This window comes from Mesorhizobium sp. ORS 3428 (genome assembly GCF_001854785.1).
GTDB lineage: Bacteria > Pseudomonadota > Alphaproteobacteria > Rhizobiales > Rhizobiaceae > Mesorhizobium.
On record NZ_MDFL01000126.1, the window covers coordinates 84,398 to 103,763 of the forward strand.

Sequence of the window (19,366 nt, forward strand, 5' to 3'; positions counted from 1 at the left end):
CCTTCGAAAGCCCTACCCTTCGTAATGATCGCGCACCAGCCTGTCGAGAAGCCGCACGCCGAAGCCCGAGCCCCATGACTGGTTGATCTCGCTTGCCGGCGCGCCCATCGCGGTGCCGGCGATGTCGATATGCGCCCAGGGCGYGTCCTTGACGAAACGCTGCAGGAACTGCGCGGCGATGATGGCGCCGCCATAGCGGCCGCCGATGTTCTTCATGTCGGCGTTCTTGGAATCGATCAGCTTGTCGTATTCGGCGCCGAGCGGCATGCGCCACAGCCGCTCCTGCGTCGCCTGGCCGGCGCCGAGGAGCCTGCCGGCCAGCTCGTCATTGTTGGAGAACAGGCCGGCATAATGCTGGCCGAGCGCCACCATGATGGCGCCGGTCAGCGTCGCCAGATTCACCATGAATTTCGGTTTGAAGCGGTCGTTGGTGTACCAGAGCGCATCGGCCAGCACGAGGCGGCCTTCGGCGTCGGTGTTGAGCACCTCGATCGTCTGGCCCGACATCGAGGTGACGATGTCGCCCGGACGCTGTGAGTGGCCGTCGACCGCGTTCTCGACCAGGCCGATGACACCGACGACATTGGCCTTGGCCTTGCGCGCGGCCAGCGCATGGATCAGGCCGGTGACGGCGGCGGCTCCCCCCATGTCGCCCTTCATGTCCTCCATGCCGGAGGCCGGCTTCATCGAATTGCCGCCCGTGTCGAAGGTGACGCCCTTGCCGATGAACGCGACCGGCGCGTCCTTGGCCTTGCCGCCCTTCCATTGCATGACGGCTATGCGGGCGCCCCGCGGCGAGCCCTGAGCGACGCCGAGCAGCGAGCCCATGCCGAGCTTCTTCATCTCCTTCTCGGTCAGGATCTCGACCTCGACGCCGAGCGCCTCCAACTCCTTGGCGCGGGCGGCGAATTCCACCGGGCCCAGCGCGTTGGCCGGCTCGTTGACGAGATCGCGCGCCAAAAGCACACCGTCGATCACCGCCTCTTCGCTTGCGAAGGCCTTTTTCGCGGCGGCAGGCTCGGCGCAATGGATGGTGATCTTGGCGGGCTTCGCCGCTTCGCTCTTCTTGGCGTCCGCCCCCTTGGCATCGGACTGGCCCTCTTCCCTGTCCTTCCGGGTCTTGTATTTGTCGAAGCCATAGCTGCGCAGAAGGATGCCGGCGGCAAGCTGCGCCGCCTGCCTGCCGTCCGGCTGCAACTCGGGCAGGTCGAGGATCACAGCGACTTCCGTGGCCTTGCGCAGCGCAGCGGCAACGGCGCCACCGAGCTTCAGCCAGGCATAGTCGTCGAGGTTCGCGACCTTGCCGGCGCCGATCGCCACCAGCCGGTCGACCGACGTCCCTTCGGGCGCCAGCACTTCGGCCGAGCTCGCGAACTTGCCGGAGAAATCGGCGACCGGGAAGGCGCGGGCAAGCGCACCCGCCGGATCGCAGGCCTTCGCGGCCTCGCCAAGCCCCCCGCCATCGGCCGCAAGCACGAAGACGCTGCCTTTTTTGGGCGCGGCGAATTTGGCGAAGGCAATCGAAGGTCTCGAAGTCATCAGATCCTGCTTTCGGGGTGAGGTGCCGCGAACCGGCTTTCAAGCGTGCGCGACATTTGGTCGTTTTGTGCCATTTGGCAAGACTTTGGCCGAAATCGCGGTCTATATYGGCACCGAAACCATCGAAGGATTCGTCGCGGCAGAACACAAGCTTCCTGCTGCAACCTGTTGTTAACCATCAATGTTTCGCATTTCTTATCGATTGGCGCGGACACTTCGCCGCGCTGGGGCACGTGGCGTGGGGCGACAAACCAGATCGGGCCGCCAATGGAGCCAGTTGTGCTTGCGCCGCGGGATCACTACCTTGTCGGCGGGCATGATGCCGTTCGGCACAATCGAGAAAAGCCTTCATGAAGGTCGTTGAACGCTACATCATGCGTCGCGCCACCGCGATGTTCCTGGCGGCGCTAGTATGGACGCTGGCGATCGTGTGGACGACGCAGGTGCTCGCCAAGATCGACCTCGTCACCGATAGCGGCCAGTCGGCGCTGACCTTCTTCGAAGTCGCGGCCCTGATCATACCCTCCATCATCCCCATTGTGGTGCCGTTCGCGCTGGTAGTGGCGGTAGCGCAGACGCTGAGCGCCATGAACACCGATTCGGAACTCGCGGTGATCAAYGCCGCCGGCGCTTCGCGCTGGGCGATCGCACGGCCGATTCTTCTGCTTGCGCTGGCGGCCGCGGTCTTTTCCTTCGCCGTCGACAACGGCGTCGACCCTTATGCCAGGCAGAAGAACCGCCAGCTGATTGCCGCCTCACGCGCCGACCTGCTGTCGCTGATCATCCAGGAAGGCACGTTCCGCAAGATCGACGACGGCCTGTTCCTGCAAATCGGCGAACGGCTCCCCGACAACAAGCTCGGCGGCATCTTCGTCGCCGATTCGCGCGAGGAAGGCGCCAACCTCACCTATTACGCCAAGACCGGCAGCATCGTCGAAAAGGGCGATGAGAAGGTGTTGATGATGAATGACGGCGTCATCAACCGCAAATCGGTGACCGGCGACCTTTCGGTCATCCGCTTCACCTCTTACGCCTTCGACCTGTCGGCCTTCGTGTCGGCGGCGAACGAGATCACGCTTCTGCCCAAGGACCGGACGACGCAATATCTGCTCAACCCGGATCCCAACGACAAGATGTACCAGCGCGACCCGAACAGCTACACGGCCGAGCTCAACCAGCGCTTTTCCGAATGGTCCTATTCCTTGGTGTTCGCGTTGATCGCGCTGGCTGTCGCGGGCGACGCGCGCTCGCACCGCGAGGCGCGCATCCACCCGCTGATCACGGCTATCGCGATGGCGCTGTTCGTGCGCTGGCTGGGCTTCCTCGCGGCGGGCAAGGCGGACAGGGTCTGGTACTACGCCTACACGGTCTACGGCGTACCGCTGATTGCTTCGCTGGTCTCGATCTGGTTCATCGCGTCCTCGCGAAGCATGGAACTCCCCTCCGCCTGGGCCGACTGGATGACGAATCTGGCCAGCCGCGTCGGCGAGGGCTGGACAGCATTCAAGCTTTGGYTCGCCCGGCGCACTTCCGGCCAGGGAGCCTGACGATGGGCTGGACGCTGGGCCGCTATTTCTTCTTTCGCTACGTGTCGATCACCATCTGGTTCTTCCTCGGCCTGCTGGCGCTGGTGTTCCTGATCGACTTCACCGAACTTTCGGGCCGCACGACCGGGCTGCCGGGCTTCAGCTACGGCACCGCCTTCGCCATCTCGGCGCTCAGGATGCCGATGATCATGTTGCAGACGGTGCCGTTCGTCGGGCTGTTCTCGGCGATGGCGACGCTGGTATCGCTCAACCGCCGCTACGAGCTGGTCATCGCCCGCTCGGCCGGCGTTTCGGCCTGGCAGTTCCTGTTCCCGTGCTGCGTCGGGGCGCTGATGTTCGGCGTGCTGTCGGTCGGCGTGCTCAATCCGATCGCCGCGCACGGCTTTTCCTTGTCCGAGCAGATGGAAAACCAGCTCAAGGCCGGCAAGTCGAACGCCGTCGCCGCTGATTCGACGCCGTGGCTGAGGCAAAAGACCAGTTCGGGCGACACCATCATCGGCGCCCGCGCCGTCCTCAACCAGGGCCTTGAGATGGCGGACGCGGTGTTCTTCGTGCTCGATCAGCAGGRCAACATCGTCGAGCGCAAGGATGCCGCGCACGCTTTCCTGCGCGACGGCTACTGGGAATTGCAGGACGTCAAGATATTCAAGGACGGCAATATCCTTCCCCAGGCGTCCGACCGGGTGCCGACCAACCTCAAGCCGGAATTCGTTCAGGAGCGCCTGGCGCGCCCAGAAACCATCCCCTTCTACCAGCTGCCGGGCAAGATCGAGGTTGCCCGTTCCTTCGGTCTCAAGGCAAATGCCTTCGCCATGCAGTTTGATTCGCTGGTGGCGTTGCCGTTCCTCCTCGTCGCCATGACGCTGATTGCGGCAACAGTTTCAATGAGATTTGCGAGGATGGGGCAGTCGGCAACGATGATTCTGGGTGGCGTCCTGGCCGGCTTTCTGCTTTATGTCGTTTCGGTACTGGTCAAGGCATTCGGGGTAGCCGGATTCGTGCCTACGGTGGTGGCTGCATGGGTTCCGGTTGTCGTGGCTATGTTCTTCGGCGTGACTTTTCTGCTATACAAGGAAGACGGCTAGTGAGGGAGGCGGGTTTGCGCAGCCATAGGCAGGCCGGTTTGGCACGCCTTTATGGGGCGACCGCTTTGGCATGTCTGTTTGCTTGCGTGGTACCGTCGGTACCGGCGCTGGCGCAGACCATCACGGCGAAGCCCGTTCCCTCCGGCACTCAGATGCTGCTGGCCGCCGATACGCTCGTCTATAACAACGACAATCACACGGTGACCGCCATCGGCGGGGTGCAGATCGACTATGGCGGCAACAAGCTGGTCGCCCAGCGCGTCGAGTACAATCGCGACACCAAGCGGCTTGTCGCCAGCGGCGCTGTCGAGCTCATCAACAGCGACGGCACCAAGATCAACACCGACCATATCGACATCACCGACGATTTCGCCGACGGCTTCGTCAACGCGTTGCGCGTCCAGACCGTAAACGACGCCTATTTCGCGTCGGAAAGCGCAGAGCGCATGGGCGGCGTGCTGACGACGTTCCACAACGGCGTCTACACGGCCTGCGAGCCTTGCGAGGACAAGCCCGACAAGGCGCCGACCTGGCGCGTCAAGGCGCGAAAGATCATCTGGAACGGCGAGAAGAAGACGGTTCGATTCGAGAACGCGAATTTCGAGTTCTTCGGCTTCCCGCTCGCCTATCTGCCGGCCTTCGAGATCGCCGACCCGACGGTGAAGCACAAGAGCGGCTTCCTGATCCCCGGCATCGTCTACAACACCCATCTCGGCGTCGGCGTCAAAGTCCCCTATTACTTCGCGCTCTCGCCGACTTATGACCTGACCGTCACGGGCAGTGGCTACACCAAGCAGGGTTTCCTTGGCGAGGCCGAGTGGCGCCAGCGCTTCAACAATGGCGAGTACAGCCTGAAGATCGCCGGCATCAATCAGCAGGACCCCGACGCCTTCATCACCAAAGACGGTCGCTATACCGTCGATTCCGGAGAGCCCGGCGATCCGAACAAGTTCCGCGGCATGATGGGCACCAAGGGCCAGTTCGCCATCAACGAGCGCTGGAACTTCGGCTGGGACGTGCTGCTGCAGACGGACAAGAATTTCTCGCACACCTACAACATCGAGGGTTACAGCRACACCGTCCACCAGTCGTCGATCTATCTGACGGGCCTGAGCGACCGCAATTACTTCGACGTCAGGGCCATGCGCTTCGAGGTGCAGGAAGACACGCTGTCCAGCGACAAGACGGCGCGCGCCGCCAAGCAGCCGTGGGTGCTGCCGTCCTTCGACTACGCCTATATCCCCGACATGTCGGTGGCCGGCGGCCAGCTGTCGCTCAACGTCAATGCGCGCGTCATCAGCCGCAACCGGCTGGATGAGACTTTCGACAAATTGGCAAATGTGGAGCGCGTCCCCGGAATCGAGGGCCAATCCAGCCGGCTGACCGCCGAAGCCGAATGGAAGCGCACCTTCACCACCGACGGCGGCCTGCAGTTGACGCCGCTGCTCGCCTTCCGTGGCGATGCCGGCTATGTCAATGCCAGTTCCGCGTCGCTGACCGCCGTCAACCAGATGGCGACGAACCTCGGCGAAGAAGACGACATGCGCTCTTCGCTTGCCCGCTACATGGCGACGCTCGGCCTGGAGGCACGCTGGCCGCTGCTGTTCTCGATGCCGAACTCCAGTCATATTCTGGAGCCCACGGCGCAGGTCTTCGTGCGCCCGAACGAGCAATATGTCGGTGGTCTGGCCGTTCCGAACGAAGACGCGCAGAGCTTCGTCTTCGACGCCACCACGCTGTTCGAGCGCGACAAATTCTCAGGCTACGATCGCATAGAAGGCGGCACGCGCGCCAATGTCGGCTTCCGTTACTCGGGCGCCTACGAGAATGGCTGGGCCACCAATGCCATTTTCGGCCAGTCCTACCAACTGGCCGGCGAGAACTCGTTTGCCGCGCCGGACCTCGTCAATGTCGGCGCCTATTCGGGACTGGAGAATTCGAAGTCCRACTATGTCGGCCTTGTCGGCTTCAACAGTCCGAGCGGCTTCTCCGGTTCGGTCAGCGGCCGTTTCGACGAGCAGACCTTTGAGGTCAGGCGCGCGGAGATCAAGGCCGCCTATTCCGGCCTGCCTGTCTCGCTCAGTGCGAAATACGCCTTCATCCAGGCGCAGCCTCTCTATGGCTTCACCACGGACCGCCACGAGCTCACGCTCGGCGCCTCGACGCATCTTGCCGAGAACTGGCGCCTCTTCGGCACCGGCACCTACGACATCGAGGACAATGTCCTGGTCAAGGACGGCGTCGGCTTCGCCTATAATGATTCCTGCTTCACCTATGTGATGACGTTCTCACAAACGCGCGACACCAGAACCAAGGAAGTGTCGCAGAATGTCGGCTTCAACCTGTCGTTCCGCACGCTCGGCGATTTCGGCTCATCGACCGCCGGCGTCGACACGATCCAGTAAGCGGAGGCAGGCAAGCGGTCGTCCGGCGCCAATTCGGGCGCACAGGACGCCGCGGAGCTTGATTTGGGCGCGCGTCCCTTCGAAAAATGGGTTCGWTTCTCGGGTCATGYGCCGGCGACATTGTTTCGCCGCATAGAATGGGCATGGGACTTTCCCCTCTGGGGCGGGTAAGAATTGGGAAGGTGAGATGAGGAAATACCTGTTTTCGGCAGGATTCGCGCTGCTGGTTGCGGCGACCTCGGTTTCTGTCACGGCAATGACGCCGCCGGCGTTCGCCAGCCAGATCAAATATGTCGTCAACAACATACCGATCACCACCGGCGACATCGCGCACCGCGCTGCGTTCCTCAAGCTGCAGCACAAGAAGGGCAATGCCGGGCAGGAGATGAWCGACCAGACGCTCCGCCTTGCTGAAGCCAAGCGGCTGGGCATCCGCATTACCGACCAGCAGGTCGATGCCGCCTATCAGCGCTTCGCTTCCAACAACAAGATGCCGCTGGCCAAGCTCGACGCCATCATGTCGCAATCGGGCGTCACCAAGGAGCATTTCAAGGAATTCATCCGCGCGCAGATGGCCTGGAACCAGGCGCTTGGCGCGCGCTACCGTTCCGGCGAAGGTGGTTCGGTGACCGAGCAGGACGCGGTCCGCCGCATGYTCGACAAGGGCGGCGCCAAGCCGACCGCCATGGAATATATGCTGCAGCAGGTCATCTTCGTGGTGCCGCCCTCCGAGCGGGCGGCCACGCTCGCCAAGCGCAAGCGCGAGGCCGACGCCATGCGCGCGCGCTTCAACGGCTGCGCCACGACGCGCGAATTCGCCAAGGGGCTGATCGACGTCACCGTGCGCGACCTCGGCCGCGTGCTGGCGCCGCAATTGCCGTCCGACTGGGCCGAGCAGATCAAGGCGACCAAGGTCGGCGGCGCGACGCCGACGCGCGAGACCGAACGCGGCGTCGAATTCATCGGCATCTGCTCCTCGCGCGAGGTTTCCGACGACAAGGCCGCGCAGATGGTGTTCCAGGCCGAAGGCGGCAACGACAAGGACGCCGAAGAGCTCAGCAAGAAATATGTCGACGAACTGCGCAAGAAGGCCAAGATCGTCGAGCGTTGAAGCGGTTCAGCTTTTCACGATATCGCCGATCCGCTCCAAGTGTTTGTTTTTACGCAATTCCGGGCGGAAAGCCGGCACGCAGTTTTCCGCGAATGCTCTAAAGCGCGTCGCGATCTTTCAGAATCGCTCCATGCGCTTTAGGTTTCTGATTTTACGCATGTCTTTGTCCCGAAGCCGGTTCCCGCTTTCGGGAGACATGCTTTAGAGGAATTCGGCGCGTGACAGAACAAGGCTCGAGCCTCGTGCCCTGCCCCGAAGCGGGCACTGCGCCGCGCAGGATGCCATGAGCATGCGCAGGTCCGATGCGCCCTTGGCACTCAGCGTCGGCGATCCCTCCGGCATCGGGCCARAGATCGCCATCGCCGCCTGGCAGAAGGGCGACAGCGCCGGCGTGCCGCCCTTCTATCTGCTCGCCGATCCCGCCCTGATCGAGGCCCGCGCGCGTAAACTCGGCGCCAACATCGCGATCATGGAGACCGTGCCCGGGCAAGCGGCACATCACTTTCCGCGCGCRCTGCCCGTCGTTCCGCTCTACGCCCGCCATCAGGACTGCCCCGGAAAGCCGAAGCCGGCCAATGCCGCGGGCACAATCGAGGCGATCGACCGCGCCGTCGCCGACTGCCTCGCCGGCCGCGCCGCCGCGGTGGTTACCTGCCCCATCGCCAAGAAGCCCCTCTATGACGCCGGCTTCCGCTTTCCCGGCCACACCGAATATCTGGCGCATCTGGCGTCGCGCCATGCCGGCACGGAGATGACACCGGTGATGCTRCTTGCCGGGCCCGAACTGCGCACCGTTCCGGTTACCATCCACATCCCGCTCGCCGAAGTGCCGAAGGTTCTGACGACGGAGCTGATCGTTGCCACCGGCCGCATCACCGCCGCCGATCTGCGTAACCGCTTCGGCATCGCGCGGCCGCGGCTCGCCATTGCCGGGCTCAATCCGCATGCCGGCGAAGGCGGCGCGATGGGCTCGGAGGATCTTTCCATCGTGCTGCCGGCCGTCGAAGCCCTTCAAGGCGAAGGCATCGATGCGGTCGGACCGCTGCCGGCCGACACCATGTTCCATCCGCGGGCGCGCGCCGGCTATGATGCAGCACTCTGCATGTATCACGACCAGGCGCTGATCCCGGCCAAGACGCTGGCCTTCGACGAGGCGGTCAATGTGACGCTCGGCCTGCCCTTCATCCGCACCTCGCCGGACCATGGCACGGCCTTCGACATTGCCGGCAAGGGCATTGCGCGAGCCGACAGCCTGATCGCTGCGTTGAAGCTCGCGCGCCGGCTTGCCGACAGCAGCCGCCAGGCCGCGTGAGGGCCCRATTGAGCGAGGGGCGCGTGACCATCGACGGATTGCCGCCGCTGCGCGAGGTGATCGAGCGCCACGGCCTGCAGGCCAAGAAGGCGCTCGGCCAGAATTTCCTGCTCGACCTCAATCTGACCAGCAAGATCGCGCGCGCGGCCGGCGATCTCAGCGACGCGACGGTGATCGAGGTCGGCCCCGGCCCCGGCGGGCTCACCCGAGCACTGCTCTTCAACGGCGCGCGGCGCGTGGTCGCCATCGAGCGCGACGAACGCTGCCTGGAGGCCCTGGGCGAGATCTCCAGCCACTATCCCGGCCGCCTCGAGGTCATTCCCGGCGATGCGCTGAAGACYGATTTCGCCGCCCTGGCCGGCAAGGCAGACGGCGGCCCGGTCAAGATCGCCGCCAACCTGCCATACAATATCGGCACGGAACTCCTGATCCGCTGGCTGACGACGGCCGAATGGCCGCCCTTCTATCAATCGATGACGCTGATGTTCCAGCGCGAGGTTGCCGAACGCATCACCGCCGGCCCGGGCAGCGACGCCTATGGCCGGCTCGGCGTGCTGGCCGGCTGGCGCACCGAGGCCAGGATCGCCTTCGACGTGCCGCCGCAGGCTTTCACGCCGCCGCCCAAGGTCACCTCCTCGGTGGTGCATCTGGTGCCGCGCCAATCCCCCCTGCCCGCCGACGGCAAGAGACTGGGCCGCGTCACCGAAGCCGCCTTCGGCCAGCGGCGCAAAATGCTGAGGCAAAGCGTGAAAAGCCTCGGCGGAGAGGCGCTGCTCACCCGCGCCGGCATCGACCCGACCCGCCGCGCCGAGACGCTCAGCGTGGAGGAGTTCGTGCGGCTGACGAACGCAGTGTAGCTCCTGATCTCCCCTTGTGGTTCTTATAAGGGAGAGTGCCGCCGCGGCTGGAACTTGTCATTCAAATGCATTACATTCGTGGCAAAGGAGAACGCCATGCCAGCGAAGGCACTTATCCAGACGCGTATCGACGCCGACATCCGGGACCGCGCTTCTGCAGTGCTCGAAAACCTGGGACTCACGGTTTCGGATGCGGTCCGGATACTCTTGACCCGTACCGCTAACGAGGGTGCGCTGCCCATCGATCTGGTAACAAACAGCGAAGCGTATGACGTGTGGTTCCGTGCCAAGGTGCGCGAGGCGCTCGACGACACCCGACCCGATATTCCTGACGATCAAGTCGAGACGCATTTTGCCGGCCGACGCGCGGCCGCGGCTCGCAAGGCTGGTAAACCTAACTCTTGAAGATCGTCTGGTCGGCCTTCGCGCTTTCGGATCGCGACGGGATATTCACGCATATCGAGGCTGAAAATCCCGCAGCCGCGATCCTTATTGACGAGCGGATTGTCGCCGCGACAGGTCGTCTGCGCGACTTTCCCGAGAGCGGCCGGCCTGGCCGACTTGCGGGAACRCGAGAGCTTGTCATCGTCGGGACGCCATATGTTGCTGCCTACCAGTTGGCCGGGAACGCGATTCGAATCCTGCGCGTGCTCCATGGAGCGCAACGTTGGCCGGACGATCTGCCAGACGGCTGACGGCGACTCGCGTCTCTACTCCGTCTTCTCGTCCAGCAATCCCGAAATGAAGTCGAACAGGCCGGGGCGGCGGTCGCGGCGCAGGCGCTCGGCGGTGACGATGGCGCGGACCTCGGCGAAGGCGCGGTCGAGGTCGTCGTTGACGATGACGAAATCGTATTCCTTCCAATGCTCGATCTCGACGCGGGCGTTCTTCAGCCTGGTCTCGATGACCTGATCCTGGTCCTCGGCACGGCGCTTCAGGCGCGCTTTCAATTCCTTCATCGAGGGCGGCAGGATGAAGATCGAGACGATGTCGGCRCGCATCTTCTCCTTGAGCTGCTGGGCGCCCTGCCAGTCGATATCGAACAGCATGTCGCGCCCTTCGGCCAGTGCCAACTCAGCCGGCTCGCGCGGCGTCGCATAGAAATTGCCGTGCACTTCCGCCCACTCCAGCAGCGCATCGGAATCGCGCAGACGCTCGAACTCGCGCATGGTGCGGAAATGGTAGTGGACGCCTTCGATCTCCGAGCCGCGGCGCGGCCTGGTGGTGACGGAGACCGACAGCTCCAGGCTCGCATCGCTTTCCAGCAGATTGCGCGCGATCGTCGACTTGCCGGCGCCCGACGGCGACGACAGCACCAGCATCAGCCCGCGTCGGCGGATGCGAGACCCCAAATCCCTGGCAGCCATCGGTTCCTTGGCAACCATCCCGGTCACTCCAAATTCTGGACCTGTTCGCGAAACTGGTCGACCACCACCTTGAGCTCCAGCCCGATCGCGGTGACTGCAGCGGCGTTCGACTTGGAGCACAAGGTATTCGATTCGCGATTGAATTCCTGCGCCAGAAAATCGAGCTTGCGGCCGATGGCGCCGCCGCTGCCGAGCAATGYTCGCGCGGAAGCGACGTGTGTCTTCAGCCGGTCGATCTCCTCGCGGATGTCGGCCTTGGTGGCAAGAAAGGCCGCTTCCTGATGCAGTCGGACCGCGTCGAGATTGGCCGACGCGTCCATCAGCAGGCGGACCTGCTCGGTGATGCGTTCGCGGATCGCCGCCGGGTCGCGCGACGGATCGGCCTCGGCCTTCAGCGTCAGCGCCTCGATGGTGTCGATATGGCCGGACAACAGCTTGCGCAGCGCCGCGCCCTCGCCCTGCCTTGCCTGCTCCAGCCCGGCGAGCGCCGTTTCCAGCGCCGACAGGATTGCCGCATCAAGGGCTGCCCGTTCCTCGTCGGTCTCGACCGTCTCCGGAATATCGAGGACGCCGCGCAGCCCCAGCAGCCCGTCAGCCGTCGCCGGCGCGGTGCCAAACTGCTCCTGCAGGCGCTTGGCCAGTCCTGCCAGGTCCTTCAGGAAAGCCTCGTTGACCACAGGCTGCGCCTGCTGCGCGGCGGCGCGGCCGACCGTCAGCGTTGCTTGGAAATTGCCGCGCGCGAAGCGCTTCTGGACGGTCTGCCGGACGGCAGGTTCCAGCCGGTCGAAACCTTGCGGCAACCTCAGCCTCACCTCAACGCTCTTGCCGTTGACCGATTTCACTTCCCAGGCGATCGACGTGCCGTCACGTTCGGCATTTGCCCGCGCGAAACCCGTCATGCTCTGCACGTTCATAATGCGTATCACCCCCTGTCGCAGGTCCGGGCGCGATTGCCCCAACATGCACACCCTTGCGAGACGCCTGACCTTCGGCCGGACGCCGGATGTTCCCCTCAAAACATGAATGCGGCCCGGCGTCAAAGGAGGCCGGACTGATGCGGCGCGAGCAGCAGCCCTATTGCGCGGCGTCGCCGCCCGAGTCGCCATTCTCGCCGCTCTCGCCGGCATCGCCGGTGCCGGCGCCGGTATTGGCATCGGGAGCGGCCGGCGCCGTCGTCTGGCCGGAGGCCTTTGCGGCAGCGTCCGCCTGCTTCTTCTGCAGCGCCCGGTAGCGGGCGACGTTCTGGTTGTGCTCCTCCAGCGTCGCGGCAAAGACGTGTCCGCCATTGCCGTCGGCGACGAAATAGAGGTCGTCCGTCTTTGACGGGTTGGCCACCGCCTCCAGCGCCGCGCGGCCCGGATTGGCGATCGGCGTCGGCGGCAGGCCCTTGATCAGATATGTGTTGTAGGGCGTCTGCTTCTCGATGTCGGACTGATAGATCGGCCTGTCGGCCGGTCTGCCCTTGCCGCCGAACAGGCCGTAGAGGATGGTCGGATCGGATTGCAGCCGCATGCCCTTGGCAAGGCGGTTGAGGAAGACGGCGGCCACGCGCGAGCGCTCGTCGCTCCGGCCCGTCTCCTTCTCGACGATCGAGGCCAGGATGACGAAGTCCTGGATATTGGCGATCGGCAGGCCGGGGGCGCGATGCTCCCAGACGTCATCGACCAGCTTCTTCTGATCGGCGACCAGTTTGTCGATCATCTGCTGCCTGGTGGCGCCGCGGGTGAAGCGCAGCGTGTCGGTTGCGATGCTGCCCTCGGGCGGCATTGTCGCGGGCATGTCGCCGGTCAGCGCCTCCTGTTCGGCCACGCGCTGCAGCGCCTGCTCGACCGTCAGCCCCTCGGGGATGGTCAGCGAATACATCACCGACTTGCCGCTCTTGAAGAGTTCCATGATGTCGCGCATCGAGGCGCGCGGCTTGACAGCGTATTCGCCGGCCTTCAGCGCGGCGTCATTGCCAGTGGCACGCACGCCCAGCCTGAAGATGCGCGCATCGCTCACCAGGCCACGGCGCTCCAGCTGGTCGGCGATCTCCTGCACGGCGGTGTTCGGCTTGACCATGAAGGTGTCGCCATTGGCGGACGGCCCCGGCTCGACGAAAGCCTGCATGCCGAAATAGAGCGCCGCGCCGGAGGCGATCACGACCAGGATAACCAGCGAAAGGAAGAAATTCAGGAACACGACGACCTGGCTGCGCGAAGCGCGCGAGCGCTTCGACGGCGGCGGCGTGCCGGCCTCGGGGCGCAGCGCCTCGGCGGCTGTCTTGGGCACGATCGGACCTTGCGTCTGACGCTGTCCGAATTCCCCGCCGCCGCCCGGATTTGTATTCATGGCGCCCTACCGTCTGATCTTGCAATGAATCCCCTAGCCGGAGCGTAGAGGCAAATTTGGCAAAAATGACGGCAGGCGGCGGACCTGCTCAGCCATTGTAGCGCTGGAAGACGAGCGAGGCGTTGGTGCCGCCAAAGCCGAAGGAGTTCGACAGCGCCACGTCGATCTGGCGCTGGCGCGGCCTGTTCGGCACCAGATCGATCGCCGTCTCGCGTTCCGGATTGTCGAGGTTGATGGTGGCGGGGGCGATGTTGTCGCGGATGGCGAGGATCGAGAAGATCGCTTCCGCAGCACCCGCGGCGCCCAGCAGATGGCCGATCGACGACTTCGTCGACGACATCGAAATCTTGGAGGCCGCATTGCCGACCAGCCGCTCGACGGCGCCGAGTTCGATCGTGTCGGCCATGGTCGAGGTGCCGTGGGCGTTGATGTAGTCGACGTCGGCGGGCGAGAGCTTCGCCCGGTTCAGCGCCGCCGCCATGCAGCGGAAGGCGCCGTCGCCGTCCTCGGCCGGAGCGGTGATGTGGTAGGCGTCGCCGGTCAGGCCATAGCCGGTGACCTCGGCATAGATCCTGGCGCCGCGCGCCTTGGCGTGCTCGAGCTCCTCCAGGACGAGAACGCCGGCGCCCTCGCCCATGACGAAGCCGTCGCGGTCGCGGTCATAGGGGCGCGACGCTGTCTCGGGCGTATCGTTGCGCTCGGTGGAGAGCGCGCGGCACGCGGCGAAACCGGCCATGGACAGCCGGGTGACCGGCGCCTCGGTGCCGCCGGCCACCATCACGTCGGCATCGCCCCACATGATCAGCCGGGCGGCATCGCCGATGGCGTGCGCGCCGGTCGAGCAAGCGGTGACGACCGCATGGTTCGGGCCTTTCAGCCCGTGGCGGATGGAAACCTGGCCGGAGACCAGGTTGATGATCTGGCCAGGGATGAAGAACGGGCTGATGCGGCGCGGACCGCGCTCCTTCAGGACCATCGCGTTCTCGGCAATGCCTTCGATGCCGCCGATACCGGATCCGATCAGCACGCCGGTAGCGCACTGGTCCTCATGCGCCTCGGGCTTCCAGCCGGAATCGGCCAGCGCCTCGTCGGCGGCCGCGATGCCGTAGAGGATGAAATCGCCGATCTTGCGCAATTCCTTCGGCTCGAGCACGGCTTCGGGATTGAAGGTGCCGTTGGAGCCGTCGCCGCGCGGAACGACGTGGGCGATCTTGCAGGCAAGGTCGTCCACCTCGAACTCGGTGACGCGGCGGGCGGCACTGCGGCCGGAAAGCAGTTCCTTCCAGCTGTGCTCGAAGCCCATGCCAAACGGCGAAAGCAGGCCAAGGCCCGTGACGACGACACGCCTCATCGCAGGTCCTCCCTGGTGATGCCGGCGAAAAAACTCAGGCCGAAGCCTTGTCGATATACTTCACGGCGTCGCCGACAGTCAGGATGGTTTCAGCGGCGTCGTCCGGAATCTCGACGCCGAATTCTTCTTCGAACGCCATGACGAGTTCGACCGTATCGAGGCTGTCCGCGCCCAGATCGTCGATGAAGCTCGCCTGCTCYGTCACCTTATCGGCGTCGACGCCGAGATGCTCGATGACGATCTTCTTGACGCGCTCTGCGGTGTCACTCATTTGGGGCATCCTCGTCTTAAACTGTGTTGTCTTCGTTAGCGGGCGGATTGCCGCTAATCAAGCTGAAAGATGGTCTTGCGGAAACGCAACGCCGCAGACCGGTTTTTGCCCGAACCGCCGGGTTGCAGGCCGCATTACACGAAAAAAGGCGGCCGTCCAAGCCGAAATGGCTGTTTTCACAGCCCGCCGGACCTTCGCCGGTCAGATCATCGCCATGCCGCCATTCACATGGATGGTCTGGCCTGTCACGTAGCCGGCTTCGTCCGAGGCGAGATAGGCGACCGCCGAAGCGACCTCGGCGCCCGTCCCCATGCGCTTGGTCGGGATAGCCGCCATGATCGCCTCCTTCTGCTTGTCGTTGAGCTTGTCGGTCATGGCCGATTCGATGAAGCCCGGGGCGACGCAATTGACGGTGATGTTGCGGGTGGCGATCTCCTGCGCCAGCGACTTGGAGAAGCCGATCATGCCGGCCTTGGAGGCGCAGTAATTGGTCTGGCCGGGATTGCCGGTCACGCCGACCACCGACGTGATGTTGATGATGCGGCCATGGCGGCGGCGCATCATCGGATGGGTGAGCTCGCGGGTGAGCCGGAACACGGCGGTGAGGTTCACCTCAAGCACGGAATCCCAATCGGCATCCGACATGCGCACGAACAGGCCGTCCTTGGTGATGCCGGCATTGTTGACCAGGATGTCGACGCCCTCGAGGTCGGCCTCGGCCTTCTGGCCGAGCTCCTTGACCGCGTCGCGGTTCGTCAGGTCCGCCGGAAAGAGCTTCACGCGCTCGCCGAGCTCGCCGGCCAGGGTTTCCAGCTTCTCCACACGCRTGCCGTGCAGGCCGACGATGGCGCCCTGGCTGTGYAGCACCCTGGCGATCGCCTCGCCGATGCCACCCGATGCGCCGGTGACGAGCGCCTTGCGGCCGGTCAGTTCGAACATTTTTGTCTCCCGATTGCAGAGAGCACCCTTGGCACAGGTGCGATCATATCGCCAGTCTGTCAGCCGAGCGCCGCCAGCGCCGTCTCGACCTCAGCCGACGTGCCGATGGCGGCGGTGGCGATGTCGCGGTTGATGCGCCGCGCCAGGCCCGACAGCACCTTGCCGGCGCCGACTTCGTAAAGCGTCGCAACACCGTTGCCGCCGAACCATTCCACCGTCTCGCGCCAGCGCACGCGGCCGGTCACCTGCTCGACCAGGCGGCGGGCGATCTCGTCCGGGTCGCTGGAAGGCGTAACGGTGACGTTGGAGACCACCGGAACCGCCGGCGCGGTCTTCGCCACGCCGGCCAGCGCCTCGCGCATGATCTCGGCGGCCGGCGCCATCAGCGCCGAATGGAAAGGAGCGGAAACCTGCAGCATCAGCGCGCGCTTGGCGCCCTTTTCGGTGCAAAGCTTCGCCGCCATCTCGACGGCCGCCTTGGCCCCGGAAATGACGAGCTGGCCGCCGCCATTGTCGTTGGCGATCTGGCAGACGGAGCCTTGTGCGGCTTGCGAGCAGGCGGCTTCGACATCGGCCTGTTCCAGCCCGATGATCGCCGCCATGGCGCCCTCGCCCGCCGGCACCGCCGCTTGCATGGCGTTGCCGCGGATGCGCAGCAGCCGAGCCGCATCGGCGACCGAGACGAAGCCTGCCGCGGCAAGCGCCGAATATTCGCCGAGCGAATGACCGGCGACGTAGGACACCCTGTCCTTCAGCGAAAAGCCGCGCGCTTCCAGCGCCTTGAGCGCCGCCAGCGAAACCGCCATCAGCGCCGGCTGGGCGTTGGCGGTCAGCGTCAGCGTTTCTTCCGGCCCCTCCCAGATCAGCTTCGACAGTTTTTCGCCAAGCGCCTCGTCGACTTCCTCGAAGACGCGGCGCGCCTCGGGAAAGGCATCGGCGAGGTCCTTGCCCATGCCGACGGCCTGGCTGCCCTGTCCTGGAAAGGTGAATGCGACGGCCATTATCAGGTCTCCCAACGGCTTGCTTTTCCCTGCCTCTGGCGCAAGGCGGACGGCCAAGTCAAGCCCGCGGGCGCCCGTTCGTTGCCCATTTCCGGCCCGGAAAACCCGCCGAATGCCTGTTCCGAAAGTCCTTTTTGGCGATCACACCTGATGAAAACCGCTCACGAATCGTTTGCTGGCTCTTCTTATTTCCGCCACAGGCGCTAGCTTTTCGTGACATTTCGATGACAGTGGCGTGACGCGAGTGGAAGACGCGTGGCGCGAGTTCAAGCGCGCGGCTAGGGCCGGGGGAAATAACGTGGCAAGGATCAGGAAGGGCGCGGCCAAACCCGTGCCGCAGTTTCTGGAAGACGATCCGTCCACCGGCTACCTGCCGGGACGAACCTGGCCAACCGTACGCTACGGCCTCGCCACGCTTCTCGCTGCCGCGTTGCTTGTATTTGCCGTCGAATGGATAGTGCGCGGCGATTTCTTCGGCACGGTCGACTTCTTCCTGCAGCCGTTCAAGCCGGGCTGGACCACAATCATCGTCTTCGCGCTGGTGCTGATCGGGCTCGACGCCATACTCGGCCGCAGCCATCAGAGCCTGATGATCGTGGCGCCGCTGACCCTGGCACTGGCCTTCGTCGGCCACCAGAAATCGCATTATCTCGGCGACCCGCTCTACCCTGCCGATTTCCTCTATGCCCGCCAGATCATGGCGCTGATGCCGCTTCTGGTGCGTGAGCGCCCCTGGACCGCCGTGCTTCTTGTGGTGGCGATCGTCGGCGGCGTCGCGCTGCTCGTCCAAGGCTGGCGGCACTGGCGCCGGCGCGTGCCGATCCTCAGCCGCAAGGGACGGCTGGCACGACTGACGCTGGCCGTGCCGCTGCTCGCCTTCTTCGTCTCGATCATGGATTACGCCACTTTCTCGTGGACCCGCGACCGGCTGCAGATCATCCCGATCATGTGGGACCAGAAGGAGAACTACGCCTCAAACGGCTTCGCGCTGGCCTTCGCGCTCAACGTGCCGATGGCGCATGTCTCGGCCCCGCCCGGCTATTCCCCAAAGACGATGGCCGCGATCAAGCGCCCCGAGGTCGGCGCCTCGGTACCTAACGAGAAGCCCGACATCATCATTGTGATGAGCGAATCCTTCTGGGACCCGACGGAGCTTCCCGGCGTCAGCATCAAGCCCGATCCGATTCCGACGGTGCGGGCAATGCGCTCTGGCTCGATGTTCTCGCCGGAATTCGGCGGCATGACCGCCAACATCGAGTTCGAGGCGCTAACCGGTTTCTCCAATGCCTTCCTGCCGGCGGGCTCGATCCCCTATCAGCAATATGTGCGCACGCCGACGCCGTCGCTGGCAACCTTCCTGAGGAGCGAGGGTTACCGGGCGCACGCAATCCATCCGGGCACCAACTGGTTCTGGAACCGGGGCGCCGTCTATGCCGATTTCGGCTTCAGCGACTTCCGCTCGGAAGAGACGCTGCCGCCGATGGAAAAGCGCGGGCCGCTGGCCTCCGACGCGGCGATGACCGACGAGATCATCCGCGAGGCGGACACCAGCGAGGATCCGGTGTTCCTGTTCGCCGTAAGCCTGCAGAACCATGGGCCCTACGAGCCGTACCGCTATTCCAATCCCACGCATACGGTCGATGCGCCGATCAGCACCTGGGCACGGGAATCGCTGCTTTCCTACGCCGAAGGCTCGGCGGACGCCGATCACGGCCTGCAGCGGCTGATCGACTGGGCGAAGAAGCGCGAGCGGCCGACCGTCATCGCCTTCTTCGGCGACCATCTGCCGCCGCTCGGGCCAGTCTACGTCGAGACCGGCTTCCTCAAGGACAATGTCGCGCCGCGCAAGGAGCCGACGCCCGAGGCCGCGCTCGAGCACCACGACACGCCGCTGGTCATCTGGTCGAACCGCTCTGGTCCGGTCGAAAATCTGGGCTCGGTGAGCCCGGCCTTCCTCCCGTATCATATTCTCACCACCGCAGGGATCACGCATCCCTACTACACCGGCTTCCTCGGCGCGCTGCGCGAGCGCTACCGGGTGGTCGACCGCAACCTGCTGCTGTCGCCCTCCGGCGAGCCGACGCCCGACTGGGCGAGGCAGAAGAAGATCGATCCGGCGATCAACGATTTCCGGCTGATCCAATACGACATGATGTTCGGCAAGCGCCAAGTCGCCCCCGACTTCTTCCCCGAGACGGTAGCCCCGCTCATGGCTCATACGAGCTGAGCCGCGGCAAAAAAATAGTCGTG

At 64.6% G+C, this 19,366-nt stretch carries 17 protein-coding genes; 9 read left to right on the plus strand and 8 right to left on the minus strand.

Annotation, left to right across the window (positions count from 1 at the left end; translation table 11 throughout):
• Positions 1–12 precede the first annotated feature (12 nt).
• The gene (locus ORS3428_RS19315; protein ID WP_071099888.1) at positions 13–1,539 is read right to left on the minus strand and encodes a leucyl aminopeptidase; all 1,527 of its coding nucleotides are present in this window, start codon (positions 1,537–1,539) and stop codon (positions 13–15) included.
• A 350-nt stretch (positions 1,540–1,889) separates the two neighbouring features.
• On the opposite strand from ORS3428_RS19315, the gene lptF reads away from it, so the two are divergent.
• From lptF to ORS3428_RS19355, 8 genes are all read left to right on the plus strand, one after another.
• Positions 1,890–3,086, plus strand: coding sequence for an LPS export ABC transporter permease LptF (lptF, locus tag ORS3428_RS19320; RefSeq protein WP_071099889.1), 1,197 nt, complete (start codon positions 1,890–1,892; stop codon positions 3,084–3,086).
• Positions 3,087–3,088: 2 nt separating this feature from the next.
• A complete protein-coding gene (lptG, locus tag ORS3428_RS19325; protein ID WP_071099890.1) occupies positions 3,089–4,171 on the plus strand; it encodes an LPS export ABC transporter permease LptG in 1,083 nt (360 codons plus the stop codon).
• A complete protein-coding gene (locus ORS3428_RS19330) occupies positions 4,171–6,576 on the plus strand; it encodes an LPS-assembly protein LptD (protein ID WP_071099891.1) in 2,406 nt (801 codons plus the stop codon). The genes lptG and ORS3428_RS19330 overlap by 1 nt, the downstream gene beginning before the upstream one ends.
• Before the next feature lie 187 nt (positions 6,577–6,763).
• A complete protein-coding gene (locus tag ORS3428_RS19335) occupies positions 6,764–7,687 on the plus strand; it encodes a peptidylprolyl isomerase (protein ID WP_071099892.1) in 924 nt (307 codons plus the stop codon).
• 289 nt (positions 7,688–7,976) lie between these two features.
• Entirely contained in the window at positions 7,977–8,999 is a 1,023-nt protein-coding gene (pdxA, locus tag ORS3428_RS19340) for a 4-hydroxythreonine-4-phosphate dehydrogenase PdxA (protein ID WP_071100248.1), read from the plus strand.
• A 23-nt stretch (positions 9,000–9,022) separates the two neighbouring features.
• The gene (gene rsmA, locus ORS3428_RS19345; protein ID WP_071100249.1) at positions 9,023–9,856 is read left to right on the plus strand and encodes a 16S rRNA (adenine(1518)-N(6)/adenine(1519)-N(6))-dimethyltransferase RsmA; all 834 of its coding nucleotides are present in this window, start codon (positions 9,023–9,025) and stop codon (positions 9,854–9,856) included.
• Positions 9,857–9,952: 96 nt separating this feature from the next.
• Positions 9,953–10,261: a type II toxin-antitoxin system RelB/DinJ family antitoxin gene (locus ORS3428_RS19350; RefSeq protein WP_071099893.1), complete on the plus strand. Its 309-nt coding sequence runs from the start codon at positions 9,953–9,955 to the stop codon at positions 10,259–10,261.
• Positions 10,258–10,551, plus strand: coding sequence for a type II toxin-antitoxin system RelE/ParE family toxin (locus tag ORS3428_RS19355; RefSeq protein WP_071099894.1), 294 nt, complete (start codon positions 10,258–10,260; stop codon positions 10,549–10,551). The genes ORS3428_RS19350 and ORS3428_RS19355 overlap by 4 nt, the downstream gene beginning before the upstream one ends.
• A gap of 15 nt (positions 10,552–10,566) precedes the next feature.
• On the opposite strand, the gene gmk is transcribed toward ORS3428_RS19355, so the two are convergent.
• The 7 genes from gmk to fabD all read right to left on the minus strand — a co-directional run bounded on the left by gmk (position 10,567) and on the right by fabD (position 17,116).
• On the minus strand, positions 10,567–11,241 hold the full coding sequence (gmk, locus tag ORS3428_RS19360) for a guanylate kinase (RefSeq protein ID WP_071099895.1): 675 nt from the start codon (positions 11,239–11,241) through the stop codon (positions 10,567–10,569).
• Positions 11,242–11,246: 5 nt separating this feature from the next.
• Complete coding sequence (locus tag ORS3428_RS19365) at positions 11,247–12,137, minus strand: YicC/YloC family endoribonuclease (RefSeq protein WP_071099896.1); 891 nt, start codon at positions 12,135–12,137, stop codon at positions 11,247–11,249.
• 160 nt (positions 12,138–12,297) lie between these two features.
• The gene (gene mltG / locus ORS3428_RS19370) at positions 12,298–13,554 is read right to left on the minus strand and encodes an endolytic transglycosylase MltG (RefSeq protein WP_071099897.1); all 1,257 of its coding nucleotides are present in this window, start codon (positions 13,552–13,554) and stop codon (positions 12,298–12,300) included.
• An 88-nt stretch (positions 13,555–13,642) separates the two neighbouring features.
• A complete protein-coding gene (gene fabF / locus ORS3428_RS19375; RefSeq protein ID WP_071099898.1) occupies positions 13,643–14,905 on the minus strand; it encodes a beta-ketoacyl-ACP synthase II in 1,263 nt (420 codons plus the stop codon).
• A gap of 34 nt (positions 14,906–14,939) precedes the next feature.
• Positions 14,940–15,176 (minus strand): acyl carrier protein, encoded by a 237-nt coding sequence (locus ORS3428_RS19380; protein WP_006203723.1) that lies wholly within the window; start codon positions 15,174–15,176, stop codon positions 14,940–14,942.
• 201 nt (positions 15,177–15,377) lie between these two features.
• Complete coding sequence (gene fabG, locus ORS3428_RS19385) at positions 15,378–16,115, minus strand: 3-oxoacyl-[acyl-carrier-protein] reductase (protein WP_071099899.1); 738 nt, start codon at positions 16,113–16,115, stop codon at positions 15,378–15,380.
• 59 nt (positions 16,116–16,174) lie between these two features.
• A complete protein-coding gene (fabD, locus tag ORS3428_RS19390) occupies positions 16,175–17,116 on the minus strand; it encodes an ACP S-malonyltransferase (RefSeq protein WP_071099900.1) in 942 nt (313 codons plus the stop codon).
• Positions 17,117–17,414: 298 nt separating this feature from the next.
• On the opposite strand from fabD, the gene ORS3428_RS19395 reads away from it, so the two are divergent.
• Positions 17,415–19,343, plus strand: coding sequence for an LTA synthase family protein (locus ORS3428_RS19395; RefSeq protein ID WP_071100250.1), 1,929 nt, complete (start codon positions 17,415–17,417; stop codon positions 19,341–19,343).
• Positions 19,344–19,366: the final 23 nt, after the last annotated feature.

Coding starts and splice junctions, on each gene's coding strand:
- mltG (WP_071099897.1), bottom strand. CDS start 13,554: ATGAATACAAATCCGGGCGGCGGCGGGGAATTCGGACAGCGTCAGACG.
- ORS3428_RS19350 (WP_071099893.1), top strand. CDS start 9,953: ATGCCAGCGAAGGCACTTATCCAGACGCGTATCGACGCCGACATCCGG.
- fabD (WP_071099900.1), bottom strand. CDS start 17,116: ATGGCCGTCGCATTCACCTTTCCAGGACAGGGCAGCCAGGCCGTCGGC.
- fabF (WP_071099898.1), bottom strand. CDS start 14,905: ATGAGGCGTGTCGTCGTCACGGGCCTTGGCCTGCTTTCGCCGTTTGGC.